At 65.0% G+C, this 17381-nt stretch carries 23 protein-coding genes and 1 pseudogene; 11 read left to right on the top strand and 13 right to left on the bottom strand.

What is annotated here, in order from left to right; genetic code table 11:
• Positions 1 to 80: 80 nt before the first annotated feature.
• Positions 81 to 596: a helix-turn-helix domain-containing protein gene (locus AB0I14_RS02765; RefSeq protein ID WP_358016736.1), complete on the top strand. Its 516-nt coding sequence runs from the start codon at positions 81 to 83 to the stop codon at positions 594 to 596.
• Here AB0I14_RS02765 and AB0I14_RS02770 read toward each other — a convergent pair.
• Together AB0I14_RS02770 and AB0I14_RS02775 are read right to left on the bottom strand one after the other, a co-directional pair.
• Positions 593 to 1618 (bottom strand): glycoside hydrolase, encoded by a 1026-nt coding sequence (locus tag AB0I14_RS02770; RefSeq protein WP_358016739.1) that lies wholly within the window; start codon positions 1616 to 1618, stop codon positions 593 to 595. The genes AB0I14_RS02765 and AB0I14_RS02770 overlap by 4 nt on opposite strands.
• Positions 1619 to 1717: 99 nt before the next feature.
• Entirely contained in the window at positions 1718 to 2086 is a 369-nt protein-coding gene (locus AB0I14_RS02775; RefSeq protein WP_358015517.1) for a DUF2834 domain-containing protein, read from the bottom strand.
• A 105-nt stretch (positions 2087 to 2191) separates the two neighbouring features.
• On the opposite strand from AB0I14_RS02775, the gene AB0I14_RS02780 reads away from it, so the two are divergent.
• Together AB0I14_RS02780 and AB0I14_RS02785 are read left to right on the top strand one after the other, a co-directional pair.
• A complete protein-coding gene (locus tag AB0I14_RS02780) occupies positions 2192 to 2788 on the top strand; it encodes a TetR/AcrR family transcriptional regulator (RefSeq protein WP_358015520.1) in 597 nt (198 codons plus the stop codon).
• Positions 2789 to 2823: 35 nt separating this feature from the next.
• Positions 2824 to 4035, top strand: a complete 1212-nt coding sequence (locus AB0I14_RS02785) for an acyl-CoA dehydrogenase family protein (protein WP_358015523.1) — start codon at positions 2824 to 2826, stop codon at positions 4033 to 4035.
• 22 nt (positions 4036 to 4057) lie between these two features.
• Here the strand turns inward: AB0I14_RS02785 and AB0I14_RS02790 are convergent, their stop codons facing one another.
• The gene (locus AB0I14_RS02790) at positions 4058 to 4324 is read right to left on the bottom strand and encodes a YdeI/OmpD-associated family protein (protein WP_358015526.1); all 267 of its coding nucleotides are present in this window, start codon (positions 4322 to 4324) and stop codon (positions 4058 to 4060) included.
• 153 nt (positions 4325 to 4477) lie between these two features.
• Here AB0I14_RS02790 and AB0I14_RS02795 point away from each other — a divergent pair, with 153 nt between their 5' ends.
• A complete protein-coding gene (locus tag AB0I14_RS02795) occupies positions 4478 to 5146 on the top strand; it encodes an SDR family oxidoreductase (protein ID WP_358015529.1) in 669 nt (222 codons plus the stop codon).
• Positions 5147 to 5168: 22 nt separating this feature from the next.
• Here the strand turns inward: AB0I14_RS02795 and AB0I14_RS02800 are convergent, their stop codons facing one another.
• The 3 genes from AB0I14_RS02800 to AB0I14_RS02810 all read right to left on the bottom strand — a co-directional run bounded on the left by AB0I14_RS02800 (position 5169) and on the right by AB0I14_RS02810 (position 7435).
• Positions 5169 to 6263, bottom strand: coding sequence for a tartrate dehydrogenase (locus tag AB0I14_RS02800; protein ID WP_358015532.1), 1095 nt, complete (start codon positions 6261 to 6263; stop codon positions 5169 to 5171).
• 83 nt (positions 6264 to 6346) lie between these two features.
• Positions 6347 to 6514 carry a hypothetical protein gene (locus AB0I14_RS02805; protein WP_358015535.1) on the bottom strand — a complete coding sequence of 56 codons (168 nt, stop codon included), beginning with the start codon at positions 6512 to 6514 and terminating at the stop codon, positions 6347 to 6349.
• Between the two features lie 168 nt (positions 6515 to 6682).
• Positions 6683 to 7435 carry a MerR family transcriptional regulator gene (locus AB0I14_RS02810; protein WP_358015538.1) on the bottom strand — a complete coding sequence of 251 codons (753 nt, stop codon included), beginning with the start codon at positions 7433 to 7435 and terminating at the stop codon, positions 6683 to 6685.
• Between the two features lie 9 nt (positions 7436 to 7444).
• On the opposite strand from AB0I14_RS02810, the gene AB0I14_RS02815 reads away from it, so the two are divergent.
• Together AB0I14_RS02815 and AB0I14_RS02820 are read left to right on the top strand one after the other, a co-directional pair.
• Positions 7445 to 7930, top strand: a complete 486-nt coding sequence (locus AB0I14_RS02815) for a DUF6194 family protein (RefSeq protein WP_358015541.1) — start codon at positions 7445 to 7447, stop codon at positions 7928 to 7930.
• 60 nt (positions 7931 to 7990) lie between these two features.
• The gene (locus tag AB0I14_RS02820; RefSeq protein ID WP_358015544.1) at positions 7991 to 8542 is read left to right on the top strand and encodes a VOC family protein; all 552 of its coding nucleotides are present in this window, start codon (positions 7991 to 7993) and stop codon (positions 8540 to 8542) included.
• Positions 8543 to 8551: 9 nt separating this feature from the next.
• Here AB0I14_RS02820 and AB0I14_RS02825 read toward each other — a convergent pair whose 3' ends face one another.
• The gene (locus AB0I14_RS02825; RefSeq protein ID WP_358015547.1) at positions 8552 to 9715 is read right to left on the bottom strand and encodes an aromatic ring-hydroxylating dioxygenase subunit alpha; all 1164 of its coding nucleotides are present in this window, start codon (positions 9713 to 9715) and stop codon (positions 8552 to 8554) included.
• Between the two features lie 69 nt (positions 9716 to 9784).
• On the opposite strand from AB0I14_RS02825, the gene AB0I14_RS02830 reads away from it, so the two are divergent.
• On the top strand, positions 9785 to 10405 hold the full coding sequence (locus AB0I14_RS02830; protein WP_358015550.1) for a TetR/AcrR family transcriptional regulator: 621 nt from the start codon (positions 9785 to 9787) through the stop codon (positions 10403 to 10405).
• Here the strand turns inward: AB0I14_RS02830 and AB0I14_RS02835 are convergent.
• Positions 10381 to 10680 (bottom strand): annotated as a pseudogene (locus tag AB0I14_RS02835) (hypothetical protein); the annotation flags it as partial. The gene AB0I14_RS02830 and the pseudogene AB0I14_RS02835 sit on opposite strands and share 25 nt — an antisense overlap.
• A 376-nt stretch (positions 10681 to 11056) precedes the next feature.
• Entirely contained in the window at positions 11057 to 12022 is a 966-nt protein-coding gene (locus tag AB0I14_RS02840; RefSeq protein ID WP_358015553.1) for a PhzF family phenazine biosynthesis protein, read from the bottom strand.
• A 91-nt stretch (positions 12023 to 12113) separates the two neighbouring features.
• On the opposite strand from AB0I14_RS02840, the gene thiD reads away from it, so the two are divergent.
• The 3 genes from thiD (at position 12114) to AB0I14_RS02855 (ending at position 14422) form a co-directional block, all read left to right on the top strand.
• Positions 12114 to 12920 carry a bifunctional hydroxymethylpyrimidine kinase/phosphomethylpyrimidine kinase gene (gene thiD, locus AB0I14_RS02845; protein ID WP_358015556.1) on the top strand — a complete coding sequence of 269 codons (807 nt, stop codon included), beginning with the start codon at positions 12114 to 12116 and terminating at the stop codon, positions 12918 to 12920.
• Between the two features lie 205 nt (positions 12921 to 13125).
• Positions 13126 to 13749 carry an XRE family transcriptional regulator gene (locus AB0I14_RS02850; RefSeq protein WP_358015559.1) on the top strand — a complete coding sequence of 208 codons (624 nt, stop codon included), beginning with the start codon at positions 13126 to 13128 and terminating at the stop codon, positions 13747 to 13749.
• A gap of 1 nt (position 13750) precedes the next feature.
• A complete protein-coding gene (locus AB0I14_RS02855) occupies positions 13751 to 14422 on the top strand; it encodes an FMN-binding negative transcriptional regulator (RefSeq protein WP_358015562.1) in 672 nt (223 codons plus the stop codon).
• Here AB0I14_RS02855 and AB0I14_RS02860 read toward each other — a convergent pair.
• Together AB0I14_RS02860 and AB0I14_RS02865 are read right to left on the bottom strand one after the other, a co-directional pair.
• A complete protein-coding gene (locus AB0I14_RS02860; protein ID WP_358015565.1) occupies positions 14397 to 14666 on the bottom strand; it encodes a hypothetical protein in 270 nt (89 codons plus the stop codon). The two genes, AB0I14_RS02855 and AB0I14_RS02860, sit on opposite strands and share 26 nt — an antisense overlap.
• 111 nt (positions 14667 to 14777) lie before the next feature.
• The gene (locus tag AB0I14_RS02865; protein ID WP_358015568.1) at positions 14778 to 15401 is read right to left on the bottom strand and encodes a TetR/AcrR family transcriptional regulator; all 624 of its coding nucleotides are present in this window, start codon (positions 15399 to 15401) and stop codon (positions 14778 to 14780) included.
• A gap of 75 nt (positions 15402 to 15476) precedes the next feature.
• On the opposite strand from AB0I14_RS02865, the gene AB0I14_RS02870 reads away from it, so the two are divergent.
• Positions 15477 to 16415 carry a hypothetical protein gene (locus AB0I14_RS02870; RefSeq protein ID WP_358015571.1) on the top strand — a complete coding sequence of 313 codons (939 nt, stop codon included), beginning with the start codon at positions 15477 to 15479 and terminating at the stop codon, positions 16413 to 16415.
• On the opposite strand, the gene AB0I14_RS02875 is transcribed toward AB0I14_RS02870, so the two are convergent.
• Complete coding sequence (locus AB0I14_RS02875) at positions 16408 to 16809, bottom strand: RidA family protein (protein ID WP_358015574.1); 402 nt, start codon at positions 16807 to 16809, stop codon at positions 16408 to 16410. The two genes, AB0I14_RS02870 and AB0I14_RS02875, sit on opposite strands and share 8 nt — an antisense overlap.
• Before the next feature lie 60 nt (positions 16810 to 16869).
• Positions 16870 to 17352: a VOC family protein gene (locus AB0I14_RS02880; RefSeq protein ID WP_358015577.1), complete on the bottom strand. Its 483-nt coding sequence runs from the start codon at positions 17350 to 17352 to the stop codon at positions 16870 to 16872.
• Between the last annotated feature and the right edge of the window lie 29 nt (positions 17353 to 17381).

The following is a 17381-nucleotide window of genomic DNA, read 5'->3' on the forward strand; positions in this document are numbered from 1 at the left end:
TTACCGTTGATCCTGTGACGTCCACACAGGAGGCCCGCACCTTCGGTGCGATCACGCGAACCGCCGCTCAAACACGGGTGATGGACGCGGCGCTGAAACTCATCGCCAATCACGGAGTCAGCGGGACGTCGCTGCAGATGATCGCCGACGAAATGGGTGTCACGAAGGCGGCCGTGTACCGGCAGTTCAAGACCAAGGAAGAGATCGTCATCGCGATCACCGAACGGGAGATGAGCCGCCTGGAGGAAGCACTCGCGGCGGCCGAGGGCCAGGGTTCACCCCGGCAAGCCCGCGAGGCACTACTCGACCGGATGATCGAGCAGGCCATCGACCGCCGCGGCGCATTCAGCATTCCGATGTTCGACCCCGTCATCATTCGACTACAGGCCGAGTACGAACCGTTCCAGCGGTTCATCGAACGCCTCTACGCCGCGCTCCTCGGCACGGAGGCCGGAGTCGAGGCCCGGCTCCACGCGGCGATGCTCTCGAGTGCGATCAGCGTCGCCGTCATGCATCCGCTGCTCGCCGACATCGACGGCGAGACCCTTCGTGTGCAGCTGAACCAGATGACACGCAGGATGCTCGGGCTTGATTAGCGGCGTGGCGTCGTGGTGATGTGCACGTGGTCGAAGTGGCCGTAGCCGGATGCCTGCGGTCCGGATGGCGTGTAGTAGGTGCCACGCCAGATCACGTCCTGTAGCCCGAACCGGGCCGCATTGCTCATCGCGAACGAAAGAATCTCGTTGCCGAGCGCGATGCCCTCGGCGCTTTCGGGGTTGGGAATCATGATGTCGATCGCCAGACCGCTGGGATGCCATGGCTTCGAGTCCGGCCGGACCCCGTCGATGTCGGCAATCTGGGGGAACTGTGCGCTGACGGCCCGGGCGGCCAGGATGGTGTTGGGCTGCAACCCGACCTCAGAGGCGACGCCGACCGGCAATCCCTCCGGGATGTCCGCCCCAGCGCCCGGCATCACCGCCGCCGCGTTGTCGACCACCGCCTGCTGTTGCGGCGTCAACGCGCCGTACTGTGCCTCCGCTTCGGCGATCTGACGCAACAGTTCACGCCACTTGGCCTGCAGGTCTGCGCGTACCGCGGAGGCCCGCTCGGCCGCGGCGTGGGCTTCGGCGGCTGAGCTCTCTGACGCGCCGGCGGCGGAGGCCGCCCGCTCACGTGCCGATCGATAGGCCGCCATCTTGTCGGCTGCCCCATCGAAGACCGCCCGCTGCACTGCGAGCTGATCGATCAGCTGCTGCGGCGAGTCTGCGGTCAGCACCGCCGCCACCTGACCTGTGCGTCCACTCACATAGGTCATCGCCGCCACCCGGTTGACCGCAGCCTGATAGGGCTGAAGCTGGGTGTTCGCGACCTCGAGGGCCTCCAGGTCGGCGCGATGGCGGTCTGCGGCCGCTGTCTCCTCGGCCAGTCTGGCATCGACATCGCGTTGGGCAGCGGTGACGGCCTCGCGACTCTGAACCGCCTGACGGGACAACTCGTTCAGCTTGGCCAGCCCGTCAGCCGCCGGGTCCGCCATCACGTCGCCCATCGACGTCGCGAGCACCGCTATGGCCGCCGAGGCGCACAACGTTTGCCGAAGCAAACGGCGCACCCCGGTGATTCGAATTGTCACGATCCTTCGCTGGCAAGGACCGATCTTGGCCCGGCTGTATATCCCTCGGACAGGCTACGAACTGGCCTAGACGATGTCCACCCGTCGTTACACGGGATTGTCGACTGCCGCCCGCCGCTCGGCCAGCACCAGTTGCCGGCGGATCAGAAACAGCGGAAACGCCACACTCACGGCGATGACCGCACTGAGCACGATGTAGATCCACACCTTCGGAATGCCGATCCGGCGCGCCTCCACGACCATGAACACGAAGGCCGCCAGCCCGAACAGCAGGAGGTCGTTGGTGAGTGAGGACGACCCGTAGTTGGCGTAGCCGCTCCGGAAGAAGTCGATCAGGCTCGCGCTTTCGGTGGTGAAGAAGCCGATGTTGTTCCACCAGGTCGCCACCAGCGCCGCCACGGCGATCACGGCATAGACGCCGCACAGGATCTTGTCGTTTCTCGTCAGGACCGCCATCGTCACGCCTCCCCGTCAGACCGATCAGTCCAGGTGAACGTATCTATCCAGTGGCCTCCACGGGGGCATTTGTCCGACACCGTGGTGAGTGAGTACTCTCTCACCATGTCATCCGGACGTGACCGGCTCTTGGCCACAGCGCTCAAGCTGTTCGCCGCCAAGGGGTACGCCGCCACGTCGGTGGCTCATATCCAGCAGGCGGCCGGCCTCGCGCCGGGCTCGGGAGCGCTCTACAAGCACTTCGGCTCCAAACGCGAACTGCTCGAGTCCGCGGTCTCACACCGCATCGACGCGATCGTGAGTGCCCGGGAGCTGTACGACGCCGGCCATCCCAGGACCACCGAAGAGGCGGTTCGCAGCGCCGGGCAATTGATCTGGGCCAACCTGACCCAGAGCGAGGAACTGCTGCGGGTCATGCTGCGCGAACCCGACGAACTCGGTGACCTCGACGAGAAGACGTGGCAGGTCATCACCGACAACGCCTATCAACGGTTCGCCGATGAACTGGCCGCATCGAATCGCTCGGGCCGCACCCAGATCCCCGATCCCGAGGCCACCGCGGCCGTCGCGATCTCCGCACTGTCCTATGCCGCGACGCTGCAGGCGCTGACCAAGCGCTCGCCGGGCAACGTCGACAACGATCGCTTCTTCGAGGCCTGGGTCACCCAGACCGTCAGCGTGATCGAACAACACCGCACGTAAAACCACTGACCACCAACATATTTCAGGAGCAAACCGTGACGTTCTCCATGCAACTGAGCGACGATGTGATCGAGGTCCGCGACTGGGTGCACCAGTTCGCCGCCGAGGTGGTGCGCCCGGCCGCCGCGGAATGGGATGAGCGCGAGGAAACCCCGTGGCCCGTCATCCAGGAGGCCGCCAAGGTCGGCCTCTATTCCCCCGAACTGTTCGCCCAGCAGGCCGGCGAACCCACCGGGCTCGGCATGCTGACCGTGTTCGAGGAATTGTTCTGGGGTGACGCAGGCATCGCCCTGTCGATCCTGGGCACCGGCCTGGCCGCAGCGGCCTTGGCGGGCAACGGAACTCCCGAACAGATCGGCCAGTGGCTGCCGGCCATGTTCGGCACGCCCGGCGAGCCGCACCTGGGTGCCTTCTGTTCGTCCGAGCCCGACGCGGGATCCGACGTCGGCGCCATCCGCACCCGCGCCCGCTTCGACGAGGCGACCCGCGAGTGGGTCCTCAACGGCACCAAGACCTGGGCCACCAACGGCGGCATCGCCAACGTCCACATCGTGGTGGCCTCGGTGTATCCCGAACTCGGCTCCCGCGGACAGGCCACGTTCATCATCCCGCCCGACACCCACGGCTTCACCCAAGGCCAGAAGTTCAAGAAGCACGGCATCCGCGCCTCGCACACCGCCGAGGTGGTGCTCGACAACGTCCGCCTGCCCGAGGATCTGATCCTGGGTGGTCGGGAGAAGTTCGAGGAGCGCATCGCGCGCGTGAAGTCCGGCGCCTCGGCCGGTGGCCAGGCGGCGATGAAGACCTTCGAGCGCACCCGGCCCACCGTGGGCGCGATGGCCGTCGGCGTGGCCCGCGCCGCCTACGAGTACGCCCTCGACTATGCCTGCCAGCGTGAGCAATTCGGCCGCAAGATCGGTGAGTTCCAGGCCGTCGCGTTCAAGCTCGCCGACATGAAGAGCCGTATCGACGCCGCCCGGCTGCTGGTCTGGCGAGCCGGGTGGATGGCGCGCAACAACCAGGCGTTCGACAACGCCGAGGGCTCGATGGCCAAGCTGGTGGCCAGTGAGACCGCGGTCTACGTGACCGATGAGGCCATCCAGATCCTGGGCGGCAACGGCTACACCCGCGACTACCCGGTCGAGCGGATGCACCGCGACGCCAAGATCTTCACCATCTTCGAGGGCACCAGCGAGATTCAGCGACTCGTGATCTCCAGGGCCATCACCGGTCTGTCGATCCGGTAGCGCCGAGCGGCCGCGAGAGCGGCTACTTGCCGTTGCGCTCGCGGTGCTTGCACCCTGGCCAGCAGCATGGTCGCCGCTGCCCTTCCTCCAGCTCCTCCTGCGTCCGGCGGATCCGTCGCTCGCGCGTCGCCTGCTGTTTGGCGTCTTCGACCCAGCAGATGAACTCGTTGCGCGCGAGCGGCGTGATGTCTCGCCACGCATCCAGTGCCGTGGCGTTGCCGATCAGCGCTTCGCGCAGGTCAGTCGGCAACTTGTGCACGACCCCGCCGGGCACGCCTTGGCCAGTCACAAGGCCAGGGTAAGCGCCCGAGCTCAGCAACACGGCCGCGACACGGCGTACCCCTTATCGTGACCTTAAGGGGATCTTATTTTTCTTAGAGTTGAGGTACGGTGGGTTCTCAGGGCGGCCATCCGCCCCGGTAGTGACGGAAAGGAACCCGACATGCAGCCTGCAGCAGCCACCCGGATCGCTCTTGTCACCGGCGCATCGCGGGGTATCGGCGCCGATGTCGCACAGCAGCTCGCCGGCCCGGACACCCACGTCGTCGTCAACTACCGCGAGAAAGCCAAACGCGCCAACACTGTCGTCGACGCCATTCGCCGTGCGGGCGGTCGCGCCTCCTCACTCGGGGCCGACATCTCCGACGAGGCTGCCGCCGCCGCGATGATCGAGCGGGTGGGCCGGGAATTCGGCCGACTCGATGTCCTGGTGCTCAATGCATCGACCGGGCTGGAGCTGGGGAACGATCCGGGCTACGCGATGCGGCTGAACCGCGATGCCCAGCGTCGGCTGGCCACGCTGGCCCTGCCTTTGATGCCGGTGGGCGGTCAGATCGTGTTCGTCACCAGCCATCAGGCCCACTTCTTCCCGAACAAGGCCGTGCCGAAGGGCTACGCCACGATCGCCGCGAGCAAGCGCGCCGGTGAGACCGCGCTCTACGCGATGCGTTCCGAATTCGACCGGCGGGGAATCGATTTCACCGTGGTTTCCGGTGAGGTGATGTCCGACCGAGAGTTGGCGACGACGATTGCGCGCGCCGCGTCCGCGCCCTACCCGTCCGGCATCGTGTACGCCGGCGGCCCTGACTTTCTCTGCCAGATCTCGGCCTGACACCTAGCGGATCGCCCGAGACTTACTGCGAACCAGCCGTATTCGCCTGCAGCTGGTCGCGGACCGCGTTCCCCAGTGCGCTCGTCGTCGCGGTGCCACCCATGTCGGGGGTCAGGATGTCTCCCCCGCGCGCCAGCACATCCTCGACGGCTTTCATGATCGCTGCCGCGGCATCGGGTTCACCGAGGTGGTCGAGCATCAATGATGCACTCCATATTTGACCGATTGGATTGGCGGTTCCGCGTCCGGCGATATCGGGCGCGGAACCGTGAACCGGCTCGAACAGACTCGGAAATCGCCGTTCCGGGTTGATGTTTCCGCTGGGGGCGATGCCGATGGTGCCGGCGCACGCGGGCCCCAGGTCGGACAGGATGTCACCGAAGAGGTTGCTCGCGACGACGACATCGAACCAGTCGGGGTGCAGAACGAAGTTCGCCGCGAGGATGTCGATGTGGAACGTGTCCACCTCGATGCCCGGGAACCGCTGACTCATCAGCTCGACGCGCTCGTCCCAGTACGGCATCGTGATGGAGATACCGTTGCTCTTCGTCGCCGAGGTCAGGTGCTTGTCGGGTCGACGCTGGGCAAGCTCGAACGCGTACTTCAGGATCCGGTCGACGCCGACCCGCGTCATCACCGTCTCTTGCATGACCGTCTCGCGGTCGGTGCCCTCGAACATCTTGCCGCCGACGCTCGAGTACTCGCCTTCGGTGTTCTCCCGTACGACGACGAAGTCGACATCTCCGGGCCCTCGCCCAGCCAGCGGGCTTTTCACTCCGGGCATCAGTTTGACCGGACGTAGATTGACGTACTGGTCGAAATGTCGACGGAACTGCAGGAGACTGCCCCACAACGAAATATGGTCGGGCACAACGTCCGGCCAGCCGACCGCGCCGAAGAAGAGCGCATCGAAGCGGCCCAATTCGTCGAACCATCCGTCGGGCAGCATGGCGCCGGTGTCGGTGTAGTACTCCGCGCACGCGTAATCGAACTGTTCGTAGTCGATGGCGAAACCAAAGGCTGCCGCTGCCGACTCCAGCACCTTGAGGCCCTCGGGGACCACTTCCTTACCGATACCGTCGCCTGGAATCACTGCAAGCCGGTGGGTGGTGGTCATCCCGCCACCCTACGTTTTGACGATCGGCTGCCAACGACAAGCGAGGGGCACCCGGTATGGGTGCCCCTCGCTGGTGTCCTGTGTCAGCGGCCGTTACCGAATGTCGGTGTGACGGCGCCGGTGCTGGCATGTTGCTGGATGTCGTGCACCCACTGGTGATGGGTGATGTCGGCTTGCGCCGGGGCGGCGAGGCCGACGATGGCGGCGGCGAAACCAGTGGCGATCATGCCGGCAAATCCAAACTTCTTCATGTCGAAGCCCTTCGTTCTGGGCGTTCGAGCCGTGGCGTGAGAGTCGCGGTTCGGACGTCTGTCCACCGGTTCGGGGAATTCCTACCCGGTCTGGCTTCCACAACACGCTGCTCAACGCGGCTAATTCCGCTGGCAGAAATTGAGCGGGGGTTGGCAGCAACGGCCAACCTATGGGGATTGGATGATCTGAGCCAGAGTCGCCGCCGCACGGATGAGCGAAAGGGTGCGGTCGGTGATGGAGTTCAACCGCGTGTCGAGCGCCTCGAGCGAGCGACTCACGTCGTCGAGCTCCCGGATCGCTGAGACCGCTCTCCGAACATCGGGGATGCGGTAGCCCGCGGCGCGCAGCGCTGCCGTGATGCGCGCCTCCCGGATCGCCTCAAGCTGATAGCGCCGAGCCGATCCCGCCCGATTGACGATCCGGTCGGGCTTGACCAAACCCTCCGTCTCCCAGAAGCGGAGTGTGGAAGAACGAACCCCGAGAGCACGTGACAGTTCGGTAATGGTCATCGCGTCCGCTGCTACCGGGGCGGCTTCGGTCTTGGCCTCGTCTTGGATGGCCTCCAGCGCTTGGCGCGCAACGAGAGCCTGCTCGCGTTCCCGGTTGATCCCGATGTGGAAGGAGCACACCAGGGCTACCGCGTCCCCGGGTGGCAATGTGCGGATCTCGCGCATTGCCCGGCGGGCCTCGACGGGGCCCACGGCATGGGCCAGATCTCGATACGCACGTAGCTCACGAATCACTGTCGTGGAGAACTGCCGGTACCCGTTGCCGGCCCGGACCGCTGATGCGACGACACCGAGACGCTCCAAGTCACGAATCTGCTGGACCGAGTACCCGGTCTCCGCGGCCACGACCGAGACCGTCAGCATGTTCGCCGCGACCACTCCGACAACCCTCCACAAGCACTTCAAGCTCACACTTCAACCATGAGTATGGACCAGCTGCTGGAGACGATCCGACGCTTCGACGGGGTTCTTGAGCTGGCGCCGATAGCGGGTAGCCCGTTCCCGGAGATTGCATGGGGTGACCACTTCTTCTATTTCGCACCCAACGGCCAAGTGCCACAAAGAGAACAGCCCTACGCCACCATCATCACAAAGAACTACCCCGACGATACTTCCGGCGATCTCGACCGACCCGGCCGATGGCGCCTGAACATTCACGTCGGCCGGAGCACCTACGTCGAACTCCTCGGCGCAGATCCACGACTCGATCGGGCCGACGTCGACTACGCCGCCGTCGACACCGTCCTCCCGCACCCGCTCTATCGCGTACAGGGCTGGGTCTCGATTCTCAATCCGGGGGTGCGGACCGGAACGTTGGCCGTCAGCCTGCTCGGCAGAGCGCACGACGCGGCGCGCTTGCGGGCAATCCGCCGTCCATCAACTCCCAGAGCCCGCTCTAAAACCTGAGCCTTCACAACACGGTTCGTAAATACTACATTCGGTAGTAGTCGACTCCCAGGGGGCACGATGCGGTGGCGCGGAGTAAGCCATGTCGAGTTCGCGGTCTTGCACTACGACGAATCGATCGCGTTCTACGACGCGATGTTCGGCTGGCTGGGGTTCAGCAGTTTCTCGTCGCTGGACATGGAGTACCAGTCGATCTACTACATGACGCGATACCTCAACCCACACAGCTACATCGGCATCCAGCCAGCGCGGACCGGAGACAAACTGACCCATACCGACCAGGCCGTCGGGATCAACCACGTCGCGCTCTGGGCCCGAAACAGGAAAGAAATCGACCGCTTTCATCGTGAGTTCCTGATTGCCCGGGGCATCCCGGTCACCGATGAGCCCAAGGATTACCCCCAGTACTGGCCGGGTTACTACGCGGTGTTCTTCGACGACCCCATCAACGGGATCCACTGGGAACTGGCCTGGGTGCCGAAAGTTCCGACGCCACGGCAGTTGTGGTCGTTCTATCGGACAATCCGAGCCTTCGGCAAGCAGCGTCCCGACCTGGCGAACACGGTGCCCGGCATCACCCTGCAGGCGCGGCGGACCCTGCCGGGTAAGTAAGCCCGAGAGCTAGGCCAACGCCACCCCCAGCTCCTGGGCGAACACCTTGATCATGTGCTGCACCGCAATTTCGTTGCGGCCGATGATCATATGGTCGTGCTGACCATGCCGCACCCCTTCGCCGCATTGCGGAAGCATGGCGAAATCCTCATCGCGCACCGCGGCGTGAACACCCTCATAGACCGCGTCGTAGGCAGCACGCATGTCATCATTCGTGGCCTGGATTCGGCCCATCCAGCTGTGCCGCACCGTGCAGCGAGTGGGCTCCCCCTCGGGCAACATGTCGATGATCTCCACCCCGACCGGGCTGTTGGCGAGGATGAGATTCGGATAGACCCAGTAGATGACGCCCATGTTCGCCGACGGGTCGAACGAGGCGCTCGGATCATCGGTGAGGTTCTTGATCCAGTTGAACGGAAAGCCGATGCGATGATGTCTGCCGAATTCGTCGTAGATCGCGGTGTTCGGCAGGGTGTTCTGCCCGATCAGGCTTTCGCCGTGGACGAACGGGAAATGGTAGCCCTCCGCGAACGCCTCGAGCGCGCCCTTCCACGACACCTCTGAGGAGAACTCGCGGTCGGTGTGGTAGCCGTAAGAATCGTAATTCCATTGCGCCAGTTCAGGTCCGAGTTGGCCGAGGTGATCGTCGACGTCGATGGTCGCGTCAGCGGTCAGGACCGCCCAGATGAAGCCATGACGCTCCTGAGACGGCAACTCCACCAGGCCGTAGTCCGCGGCGTCCATCGTGTCGAAGCCGGTCTTGCCCGGGACCATGAACAGCTCACCGGTGTTGCGATAGGTCCACGCGTGATAGGGGCAGACGAACCGGGACGCGTTGCCGGATCCGCAGGCCGGCATGGCGCCGCGGTGGCGGCAGTAGTTGAGGAAGACATGGCCGGCTCCGGCGCGGTCCCGGGTGACGAGCAGGGAGTCCCCGAGCACGGAGCGGACGACGAAGTCGTTCTTCGCCGCGATCTGAGCCGACGGCACGATCGCCAGTGGGACCCGACGCAGGATCTGGGATTCCTCGATCTCGGTGATCTTGGGATCGCGGTAGTAGTGCAACGGCACCTTCAACACCCGGTCGGCCATATCCGTCGTTCCCTCGACGGCATGCCGCAGAGCGCGGCGGGTCAGTTCCTCATCGGTGCTGCTCACTGGGCTGACAGTCATGCCCTGACCATACAATGGTCATTGACTGTATTGTCAAGATTGGATCGTCAGTCGTGCGACGATCAACGGATGCGCAGGCACGGCTGGTCGGGAGACATTCCCGCCGACGACGACGAGGCCGCCGGTCGCATCATCGGGGCGGCACGGGCGGCGATCGACGCGCGCGGCACAGTGAGCGTGTCGGAGGTGGCACAGGCCCTAGGGGTGACGCGCCAGACGGTCTACCGCTACTTCCCCACGCTCGAGAGCCTCATGGTCGCCACTGCCGTGTCGTCGGTGGACGGCTTCCTCGATCGGCTGGCCGCAGAACTGGGTTCGATCACCGATCCCAGCGAAGCCGTCGTCGAGGGCATCGCCTACACCGCCGAACAGATCCCGCACGACCGCTACCTCAGCCTGGTGCTGCAGCCCGGCAAGGCCAGCGCCTTCACCGCAGGGGTGACGTCGGAGCTTGCGATCGAATTCGGCAAATCGATCCTGCAGCGTTTCGATATCGACTGGGCTGCAGTCGGATTCGCTGGAGAATCGCTCGATCAGCTGGTCGAGTTCATGCTGAGGACACTGCAGTCGTTCATCATCGATCCGGGCGGACCATCCCGCCGGGACTCCGGATTGCGCACCTACCTACGTGATTGGGTGGCGCCGGCCGTTTCGGCTCGCACGGCCTACCCGTCGTCGCCGGCCCCGTGATTCGGATTGGTGCAGATCGAGCCTTCACACGGCACGTCTGAGCCGTCCCCATTCGGGTTGGGCATCACCGCACCGCCATTCTCCTCCGGGTTGTCGCCGGCCCCGTGATTCGGATTGGTGCAGATCGTGCCCTCACACGGCACGTCCGAGCCGTCCCCATTCGGGTTGGGCATCACCGCACCGCCATTCTCCTCCGGGTTGTCGCCCGCTCCATGGTTCGGATTGGTGCAGATCGTGCCCTCACACGGCACCATCGAGCCATCGCCGTTGGGATTGGGCATCATCGGCTGACTCGGGGCGCCAGGACCAGGTTGAGATGCGCCAGGAGCAGCCGGATGGGGAGCCCCAGGTGATCTGGCCGGGTTGGTGTGCGACGAGGTGCCCGGGACGGACGTGGCGGACGGGGCCTGATCGGTGGACGCGCTGCTGCATGCGGCGGCGCCAAAGACCGCCAGTGCAGCCACGGCTGCGGCCATACTTTCCACGAGCTTCATGAGCGCGACGTTATCAGCTAACAAAAAATCATGCTGCCGGTTGCCAGAAAAGTCCCACACCAATAGAACATTGACGTCCTAAACCTGGGTAAGGCAACATAATTCGCGTAGCGGTTGGAGGGCACCACACTGCGGTTCTGCCACGCGCAGCAACTGGCTAGATCCCCCTGGGGATCCGCGCTCCCGCACCGCAACATAGCAAGCGGTGACCTCGCACGCTTTCGAAAAACTGTTGAATTGTCAAAAACTTTCGTGCCCGAACCACCATCGATGACGGACAGATCAGAGGGCCGGCACCTTCGATGCAGGTGGTGGTGACACCGCCGACCCAGACCGACCCATCGGATTCAGACACCACGCGGATCTCGCCGGCCCGGCCGAGCCGTGCCCCCTGAGAGACCCGGTACTCCGCCGGCGCTGCGCCGGTACTCGTCAGCCACTGTCCGACCGAGGCATTCATGCTGCCGCACACCGGATCCTCGGGAACGCCGACGCCCGGTGCAAACGTCCGCATCTCGTAGTTGTGCACCGATCCAGACGGATACGGGCCGATGACACCGACCATTGCCGTGGGAATCCGAGTGAAGTCGGGTTCCAGTTCGAGCACCTGCTGCGCGCTGCCCAGCACGAGCACGGCCCAGCCGGGACCGTTGTCCGCCCACTGGTGCGCGAGGACGTCGGTGCGTGCCACTCCGAAGGCGTCGACGATCTGATCCAGATAGTCGTCCTCAAGTAGCCCGGACCGCAGCGTCGGCGGCGCCTGGAAGTACAGCTCGGCGCCCCGTTGCCGAACCTCCACGAGCCCGGCTCCGCATTCCTGCACGACGCGTCCCTCACGCCGGGGTTGCCCACCGTGTCCGAGCCAGGCGTGCGCGGAACCGAGCGTCGGGTGCCCTGCGAACGGAAGCTCACTACCCGGAGTGAAGATGCGCAGACGGTAGTCGGCCTCGGGATTCGTCGGGGGCAGCACGAACGTCGTCTCCGACAGGTTGGTCCAGCGCGCAAGTCCTTGCATCGCAACGTCATCGAGGCCTTCACTGTCGAGGACGACCGCGACCGGGTTGCCGAGGTACGGGGTTCGGGAGAACACGTCGACCTGGGCGAATGCACGCTGACGGGGCATAGTCCTCCGACCTCTCAAGAGCACAGCAACGTGCGCCAGTATCCGCCGAGTTCACGTTGGACGCTCGTAGCGCTGGCGTACGCTCACCCACGTGGTCGACCTCTCGTATGTCATCGCCGGATCCGAAGCCACCGGCGGCGCCGGCCTGCAAGCCGACCTGCGCACCTTTCAGGAGTTCGGCACCTACGGCGTCGGCACGGTGACCTGCATCGTGTCGTTCGATCCCAAGGCGAACTGGGGCCACCGATTCGTGCCCGTCGACCCACAGGTCATCGCCGATCAGATCGAGGCGGCGACGTCGGCGTACAACCTCGATGTCGTCAAGATCGGAATGCTCGGCACCCCCGCAACCATCGACGTCGTCGCAGAGGCTCTCGCCCGGCAATCATGGCGGCACATCGTTGTCGACCCCGTCCTGATCTGCAAAGGGCAGGAGCCCGGCGCCGCGCTCGACACCGACACCGCGCTGCGCCGTCAGATCCTGCCGCTGGCGACCGTCGTCACCCCGAACCTGTTCGAGGCCCGCACCCTCGCCGGGATGGACGCCATCTCCTCGATCGACGATCTCGTCGAGGCGGCCCGGCGTATTGCCGATCTCGGACCGGCCCACGTCCTCGTGAAGGGCGGAGTCGAGTTTCCCGGTGACGACGCAGTCGATGTCCTCTTCGACGGCCATGACGCCGAGATCCTGCGCGCACCGAAGGTCGGACAGGCCCGAGTAGCCGGCGCGGGATGCACGCTGGCAGCGGCCATCACCGCTGCGCTGGCCAAGGGGTCCACCGTCCCCGAGGCGGTGCGTCTGGCCAAGGAGTTCACCACAGCCGGAATCGTCGATCGGATCAGCGGAAACGCCCCGTTCGACACCGTATGGCAGGGCGCGGGCAGCACGACCCGCTGACGCGAGTCACCCGGGCGCGATTCCCAAAGCCCCGGCAAGGGATGCGTAGATCCCGAACGCTCCCTCGCCATAGCCCAATCCGAGGTACGGGCCGTCACGCGCTGATACCTCGCGAGCGTGGCTCGAGACAATGGACCAGCAAGTCCAAACTGATGGCGGCTACACAGTGCAGACACTGTGACTTTCAGTGCGATATATTGCACCCATGGACGAGGCCGCGGCCAAGCTTGCCACCGCGATCGGCGCCCGCGTCAAACAGGAACGCGCGGCCCGGGGCTGGACGCTGGATCAGCTGGCGGCCGCCGCGTCGGTCAGCCGGCGCATGGTCATCAGCGTCGAGCACGGCGAGGTCAACCCCAGTGTCGGAACGCTGCTCCGACTCAGCGACGCGCTCGGCGTCGGGTTGCCCGCCCTGGTCGAGCCGCCGGAGGCCCGTCCAGTGAAGGTCATCCGCGCCGGTGATGGTGCGCAGCTGTGGACGGGCACGGCCGGCGGGCGCGGCGTCCTGGTGGCCGGCACCACCCCACCGGATGTCGTCGAATTGTGGGACTGGTCGCTCGGACCCGGCGATCGCCATGCCAGTGAGGCCCACACAGCAGGCACCGAGGAACTGATTCACGTACTCGAGGGTGCGATCAACGTCGAGGTCGACGGCCAGGTCATAGCCCTGGAAAACGGGGACGCCGTGTCCTTCCCCGGCGACGTCGACCATGCGTACGCCAACCCGCACGACGCCCCGGCGCGGTTCTCACTGACGGTGTTCGAACCCGGGGTCGGCACCCCACCGGACGCGTCGCCACCATCCGCCCACCGCCGGCAAGGAGAATGACATGTTGATCCACCCGTGGGATGCCGCGCTCGACGAGACCGAGTGGCAGGCCTGGCTCGCCGGGACCGATCGGTTCGGGATCTTGGGCGTCAACAACCTCAGCCCGACTTCCGCTCCTCTGATGGTGCCGAGCCATTTCACCCACGCCGGTGCGGAACTGCTGATGCATCTGGCCCGGCCGAATCCGGTCTGGCCGCATCTGGAGGCCGCCGCCGAGGTGCGTCTGACGGTGATCGGCGACTACGCCTACATCCCGACCTACTGGCGCGCCAAGGCGGGCGGTCCGGACGAAGACGGGGTGCCGACGAGCTATTACTCCTCGGTGCAGTTCGTCTGCCGCCCAACGATTGTCGATGATCCCGAGGGCAAGGCCCGCATCCTGGCTGCTCAGCTCGAAGACTTCCAGCCCGAAGGCCGCCATGCCACCGTCGCTGTCGGCGAGGCCCCGTACGGGCGGATGCTGCCCGGTATTCGCGGCATACGTCTGGAGGTGCTGCGCGTGGAGGCCAAGTTCAAATACGACGACGCCAATCCCGTCGAACACCGCGAGCGGGTCATCACCAACCTCGAAGAGCGCCGCCACGGCCTGGATACCGCCGCGGCGGCCCAGCAGCGCAGACGCCTGGCCGCGATCGGCGACTGGAAACTCAGGCCGAGGGAAAACGGAAGATGAGCGCGTCGAGCAGACGCCTCACCTCAGCCACTCGCATCCGCACCACATTTTGATGGTGAAGGGCTCCTGAACGGCCGGCATTGACACGATCATCGATGGCCGTCAGTTGTGCCTGGAGGTCGACCATTTCAGCCTCTAGAAGCATGATGAACTCCTGGGCCTGACGCACGTCGGCATTGGCGCGCACCGCCAGATTCAGGACTGGAGCCGGCCGGGCCACGGGCCGACGCCAGATCGGATCCACAGGTTCTGCCGTCATCGCTACACGGTCGCAGTGTCCTCCAGCGATTCAGTTTCCCGGCCGTATCCGTCCGGTAAGGAGCTGTTCACACTGGCGTCGACAGGTATGTGAGCTTTACCGGAACAGGGCACTGGCGATGTCCGCGAAATGCTGCCGCACCGCAGCCTCGTCCATGTCGAGGATGAGCTGCGAGATCGCCCCGTCATAGACCGTGACCAGTGCACGCGCCATCTCGGCCGGGGTGGGCAGCGACGCCGGAAGGTCCGGTACCCGATCGCCGATGTGCTCGGCGAGCATGCGCGCGAAATCCTCACGCATCTGCGACCGTTCTGTCGCGAGTTCCAACTGCACCTCTGGCCGGCGGGCCGCATACAGGACGAAATCCGTGTTGATCAGCAGCCAGTCCCGGTCGATCGACAGGTCCTGCGCCCACGCTTGGATCGTGGCCTCGACGGTGTCGAACGGCTCGGCAGCCAGGAACCTGACGGTGTGCTCGGCGAACTCGCGGGACTGCTCGCGGTACAGGGCCAGGAACAGCTCGTCCAGAGTTCCGAAGTTCGAGTAGAAGGCACCCTTGGTGTAGCCCGAAGCCTGGCAGATGTCGTCGATCCTGGTGCGTCCGAACCCCTTTGCGGCAAACACCGAGAATGCGGCATCCAGTAGGCGCTGACGGGTCTCGATGCGACGGCGCGTCATCGGCCGTGGTTGTTCCACCGATCGACCGCCGTCCTTTGCCATGGATTCATGATACCTTTTGGCATCCGATACCAAAAGGTATCAAACTTGGGCTCGGGGATGACGGAGGGGAACTCGATGCTGCAGAAGACAATCGGCGCCGCGGCAGGTGCCGTCGCCATGCTGTTCGTGGCGGTGATGCCGATTGCCCAGGCGACGCCTGAAGCCGCAGACTGGACTGGCGCCTGTCGCGCCTGGACCGCTACTACCGTGGCCGGCGGGCTGGGCGCCTTGGAGAACCTGGAACCCGACGGTCACGGCGGCTTCTACCTGAGCGCGATCACCGACGGTCGACTACTCCACGTCGACGGCGACGGAAACAGCACGACAGTGCTGTCGGGTCTCGATCACCCTGCGGGCCTGAGGCTTTCGGGAAGAAGCCTGTACTTTCTGACCGGAAACAACCCCGGTGCCTCGCGCGGCACCCTGCAACGTCTGGACGTGGCCACCGGGCAGGCGACGACCTTGCTCACCGGACTGCCCGCGCCCAATGGCCTGCTGTTCCTGCCGGACGGTGACCTGATCTTCTCGCAACTGACCGTCCCGCCACGCGGCATCGACCGTTACAGCCCCGCCACCGGACGCCACACGAAATCCTGGTCACCCACACCGCTGCCCAACGGTCTCGCCCTCAACCCTGACCGCACGGCGATCTTCACCGAGAATGTGGCCCTGTCAACGGTTTTACGTGTGCCACTCGACAAGCCCAATGCAACCTCGACGGTGGCACGGTTGCCTGGCCTGTTCGCCGGCTCCGACGATATGCAGGCCACCCGCGACGGGACGCTGTATGTCGCCGGCGATACGTCCGGCGAGGTTTACGCCGTGAACACCGACACCGGCCGCATCTGCACGATAGCCAAAGGTCTCAGCCAACTCTCCGTGCCGCCCAACGGACCGACCTCGGTGCGGGTGGCTCCTGGGCCCGAAGGCAATGCCCTGTATGTGACGGCTATCGATGGCAAACTGCGGCGACTCCAACCCCCGACCGGCGTCGACCTCACGCCCGTCACTTGATCGGAACCACGGCGATCGCCTCGATCTCGACGAGTTGATCGGGGTATCCGAGGACTGCAACACCCAACAGCGTGCTCGGTGGCCGATGGTCGGCGAAGCCCGACACCACCTCGCTCCACGCCGCGGTGAGATCGCCACGTTGACTGCTGGCGACGTAGATCGTCGTCTTCACCACGTCACTCAACTGGGCGCCGCACTCCTGCAACGTAATCCGGAGATTTCCTACCGCCTGGCGGGTCTGAGCCGCAACATCGCCGGGAGCGACGACCTGGCCTTGATCGTCGAGCGGGCAGGCTCCCGCAGTGAAGATCATCCCGTTTCCGGGTGTGATCGCCGCGTAGGCATAGGGCACACCCGAGAACAACCGAGAACCACGCACAAGCTCGATGGCCATGACCCAGTGTCGCAGGCCCACATACGCTCGGTGGGGTGGATGTGTATGAAGCGGAGACGGTTACCTTCCTTCAGTGGCCTCTGTGCCGCGATGCATCTCATAGCTGCTGCGAGCGCCACCGGGAAACTCGACGAACTCGACCGCGGTGCCGTCGGGGTCGTTGACGAAGAACATCCGGACCCGGTCGATCGGGAAGGGCTCCTGAACGGGCTGGAAGCCCGCGTCGATCACAGCGCGATACGTCGCGTCGAGATCAGTGACCGACAACGCGATGTTCTGGTTGCCCACGATGCCCCGTTTCCCCGATCCAGGCGGGGTCGACGAACCGAGGCTGAGCAGTTCGAGCACGACACCGCCCACCGATCCCCCGACGACACGGCCCTCCTGTTGGCGCGACGAGTGCAGGACTGCGTCGAACGGTTCACCGGAAATCAACTGATCGAACACCACATCCATGCCCAACAGGCCGCGGTAGAAGTCCAGGGCCCGGTCCATGTCGGTCACTCCGACAACCAGATGGCAGAAACGTAGATCACTCAGCATGGCGTTCCTCGACTTCCTCGTCAGCGCTT

This window comes from Mycobacterium sp. NPDC050441 (assembly GCF_040655355.1).
Lineage (GTDB): Bacteria > Actinomycetota > Actinomycetes > Mycobacteriales > Mycobacteriaceae > Mycobacterium.

Bases quoted from the DNA above. Each gene is read 5' to 3' on its own strand.
- AB0I14_RS02765 (WP_358016736.1), top strand. From the start codon at position 81: ATGGACGCGGCGCTGAAACTCATCGCCAATCACGGAGTCAGCGGGACG.
- AB0I14_RS02775 (WP_358015517.1), bottom strand. From the start codon at position 2,086: ATGGCGGTCCTGACGAGAAACGACAAGATCCTGTGCGGCGTCTATGCC.
- AB0I14_RS02780 (WP_358015520.1), top strand. From the start codon at position 2,192: ATGTCATCCGGACGTGACCGGCTCTTGGCCACAGCGCTCAAGCTGTTC.
- AB0I14_RS02795 (WP_358015529.1), top strand. From the start codon at position 4,478: ATGCAGCCTGCAGCAGCCACCCGGATCGCTCTTGTCACCGGCGCATCG.
- AB0I14_RS02800 (WP_358015532.1), bottom strand. From the start codon at position 6,263: ATGACCACCACCCACCGGCTTGCAGTGATTCCAGGCGACGGTATCGGT.
- AB0I14_RS02805 (WP_358015535.1), bottom strand. From the start codon at position 6,514: ATGAAGAAGTTTGGATTTGCCGGCATGATCGCCACTGGTTTCGCCGCC.
- AB0I14_RS02815 (WP_358015541.1), top strand. From the start codon at position 7,445: ATGAGTATGGACCAGCTGCTGGAGACGATCCGACGCTTCGACGGGGTT.
- AB0I14_RS02820 (WP_358015544.1), top strand. From the start codon at position 7,991: ATGCGGTGGCGCGGAGTAAGCCATGTCGAGTTCGCGGTCTTGCACTAC.
- AB0I14_RS02825 (WP_358015547.1), bottom strand. From the start codon at position 9,715: ATGACTGTCAGCCCAGTGAGCAGCACCGATGAGGAACTGACCCGCCGC.
- AB0I14_RS02830 (WP_358015550.1), top strand. From the start codon at position 9,785: ATGCGCAGGCACGGCTGGTCGGGAGACATTCCCGCCGACGACGACGAG.
- AB0I14_RS02840 (WP_358015553.1), bottom strand. From the start codon at position 12,022: ATGCCCCGTCAGCGTGCATTCGCCCAGGTCGACGTGTTCTCCCGAACC.
- AB0I14_RS02850 (WP_358015559.1), top strand. From the start codon at position 13,126: ATGGACGAGGCCGCGGCCAAGCTTGCCACCGCGATCGGCGCCCGCGTC.
- AB0I14_RS02855 (WP_358015562.1), top strand. From the start codon at position 13,751: ATGTTGATCCACCCGTGGGATGCCGCGCTCGACGAGACCGAGTGGCAG.
- AB0I14_RS02865 (WP_358015568.1), bottom strand. From the start codon at position 15,401: ATGGCAAAGGACGGCGGTCGATCGGTGGAACAACCACGGCCGATGACG.
- AB0I14_RS02870 (WP_358015571.1), top strand. From the start codon at position 15,477: ATGCTGCAGAAGACAATCGGCGCCGCGGCAGGTGCCGTCGCCATGCTG.
- AB0I14_RS02875 (WP_358015574.1), bottom strand. From the start codon at position 16,809: ATGGCCATCGAGCTTGTGCGTGGTTCTCGGTTGTTCTCGGGTGTGCCC.
- AB0I14_RS02880 (WP_358015577.1), bottom strand. From the start codon at position 17,352: ATGCTGAGTGATCTACGTTTCTGCCATCTGGTTGTCGGAGTGACCGAC.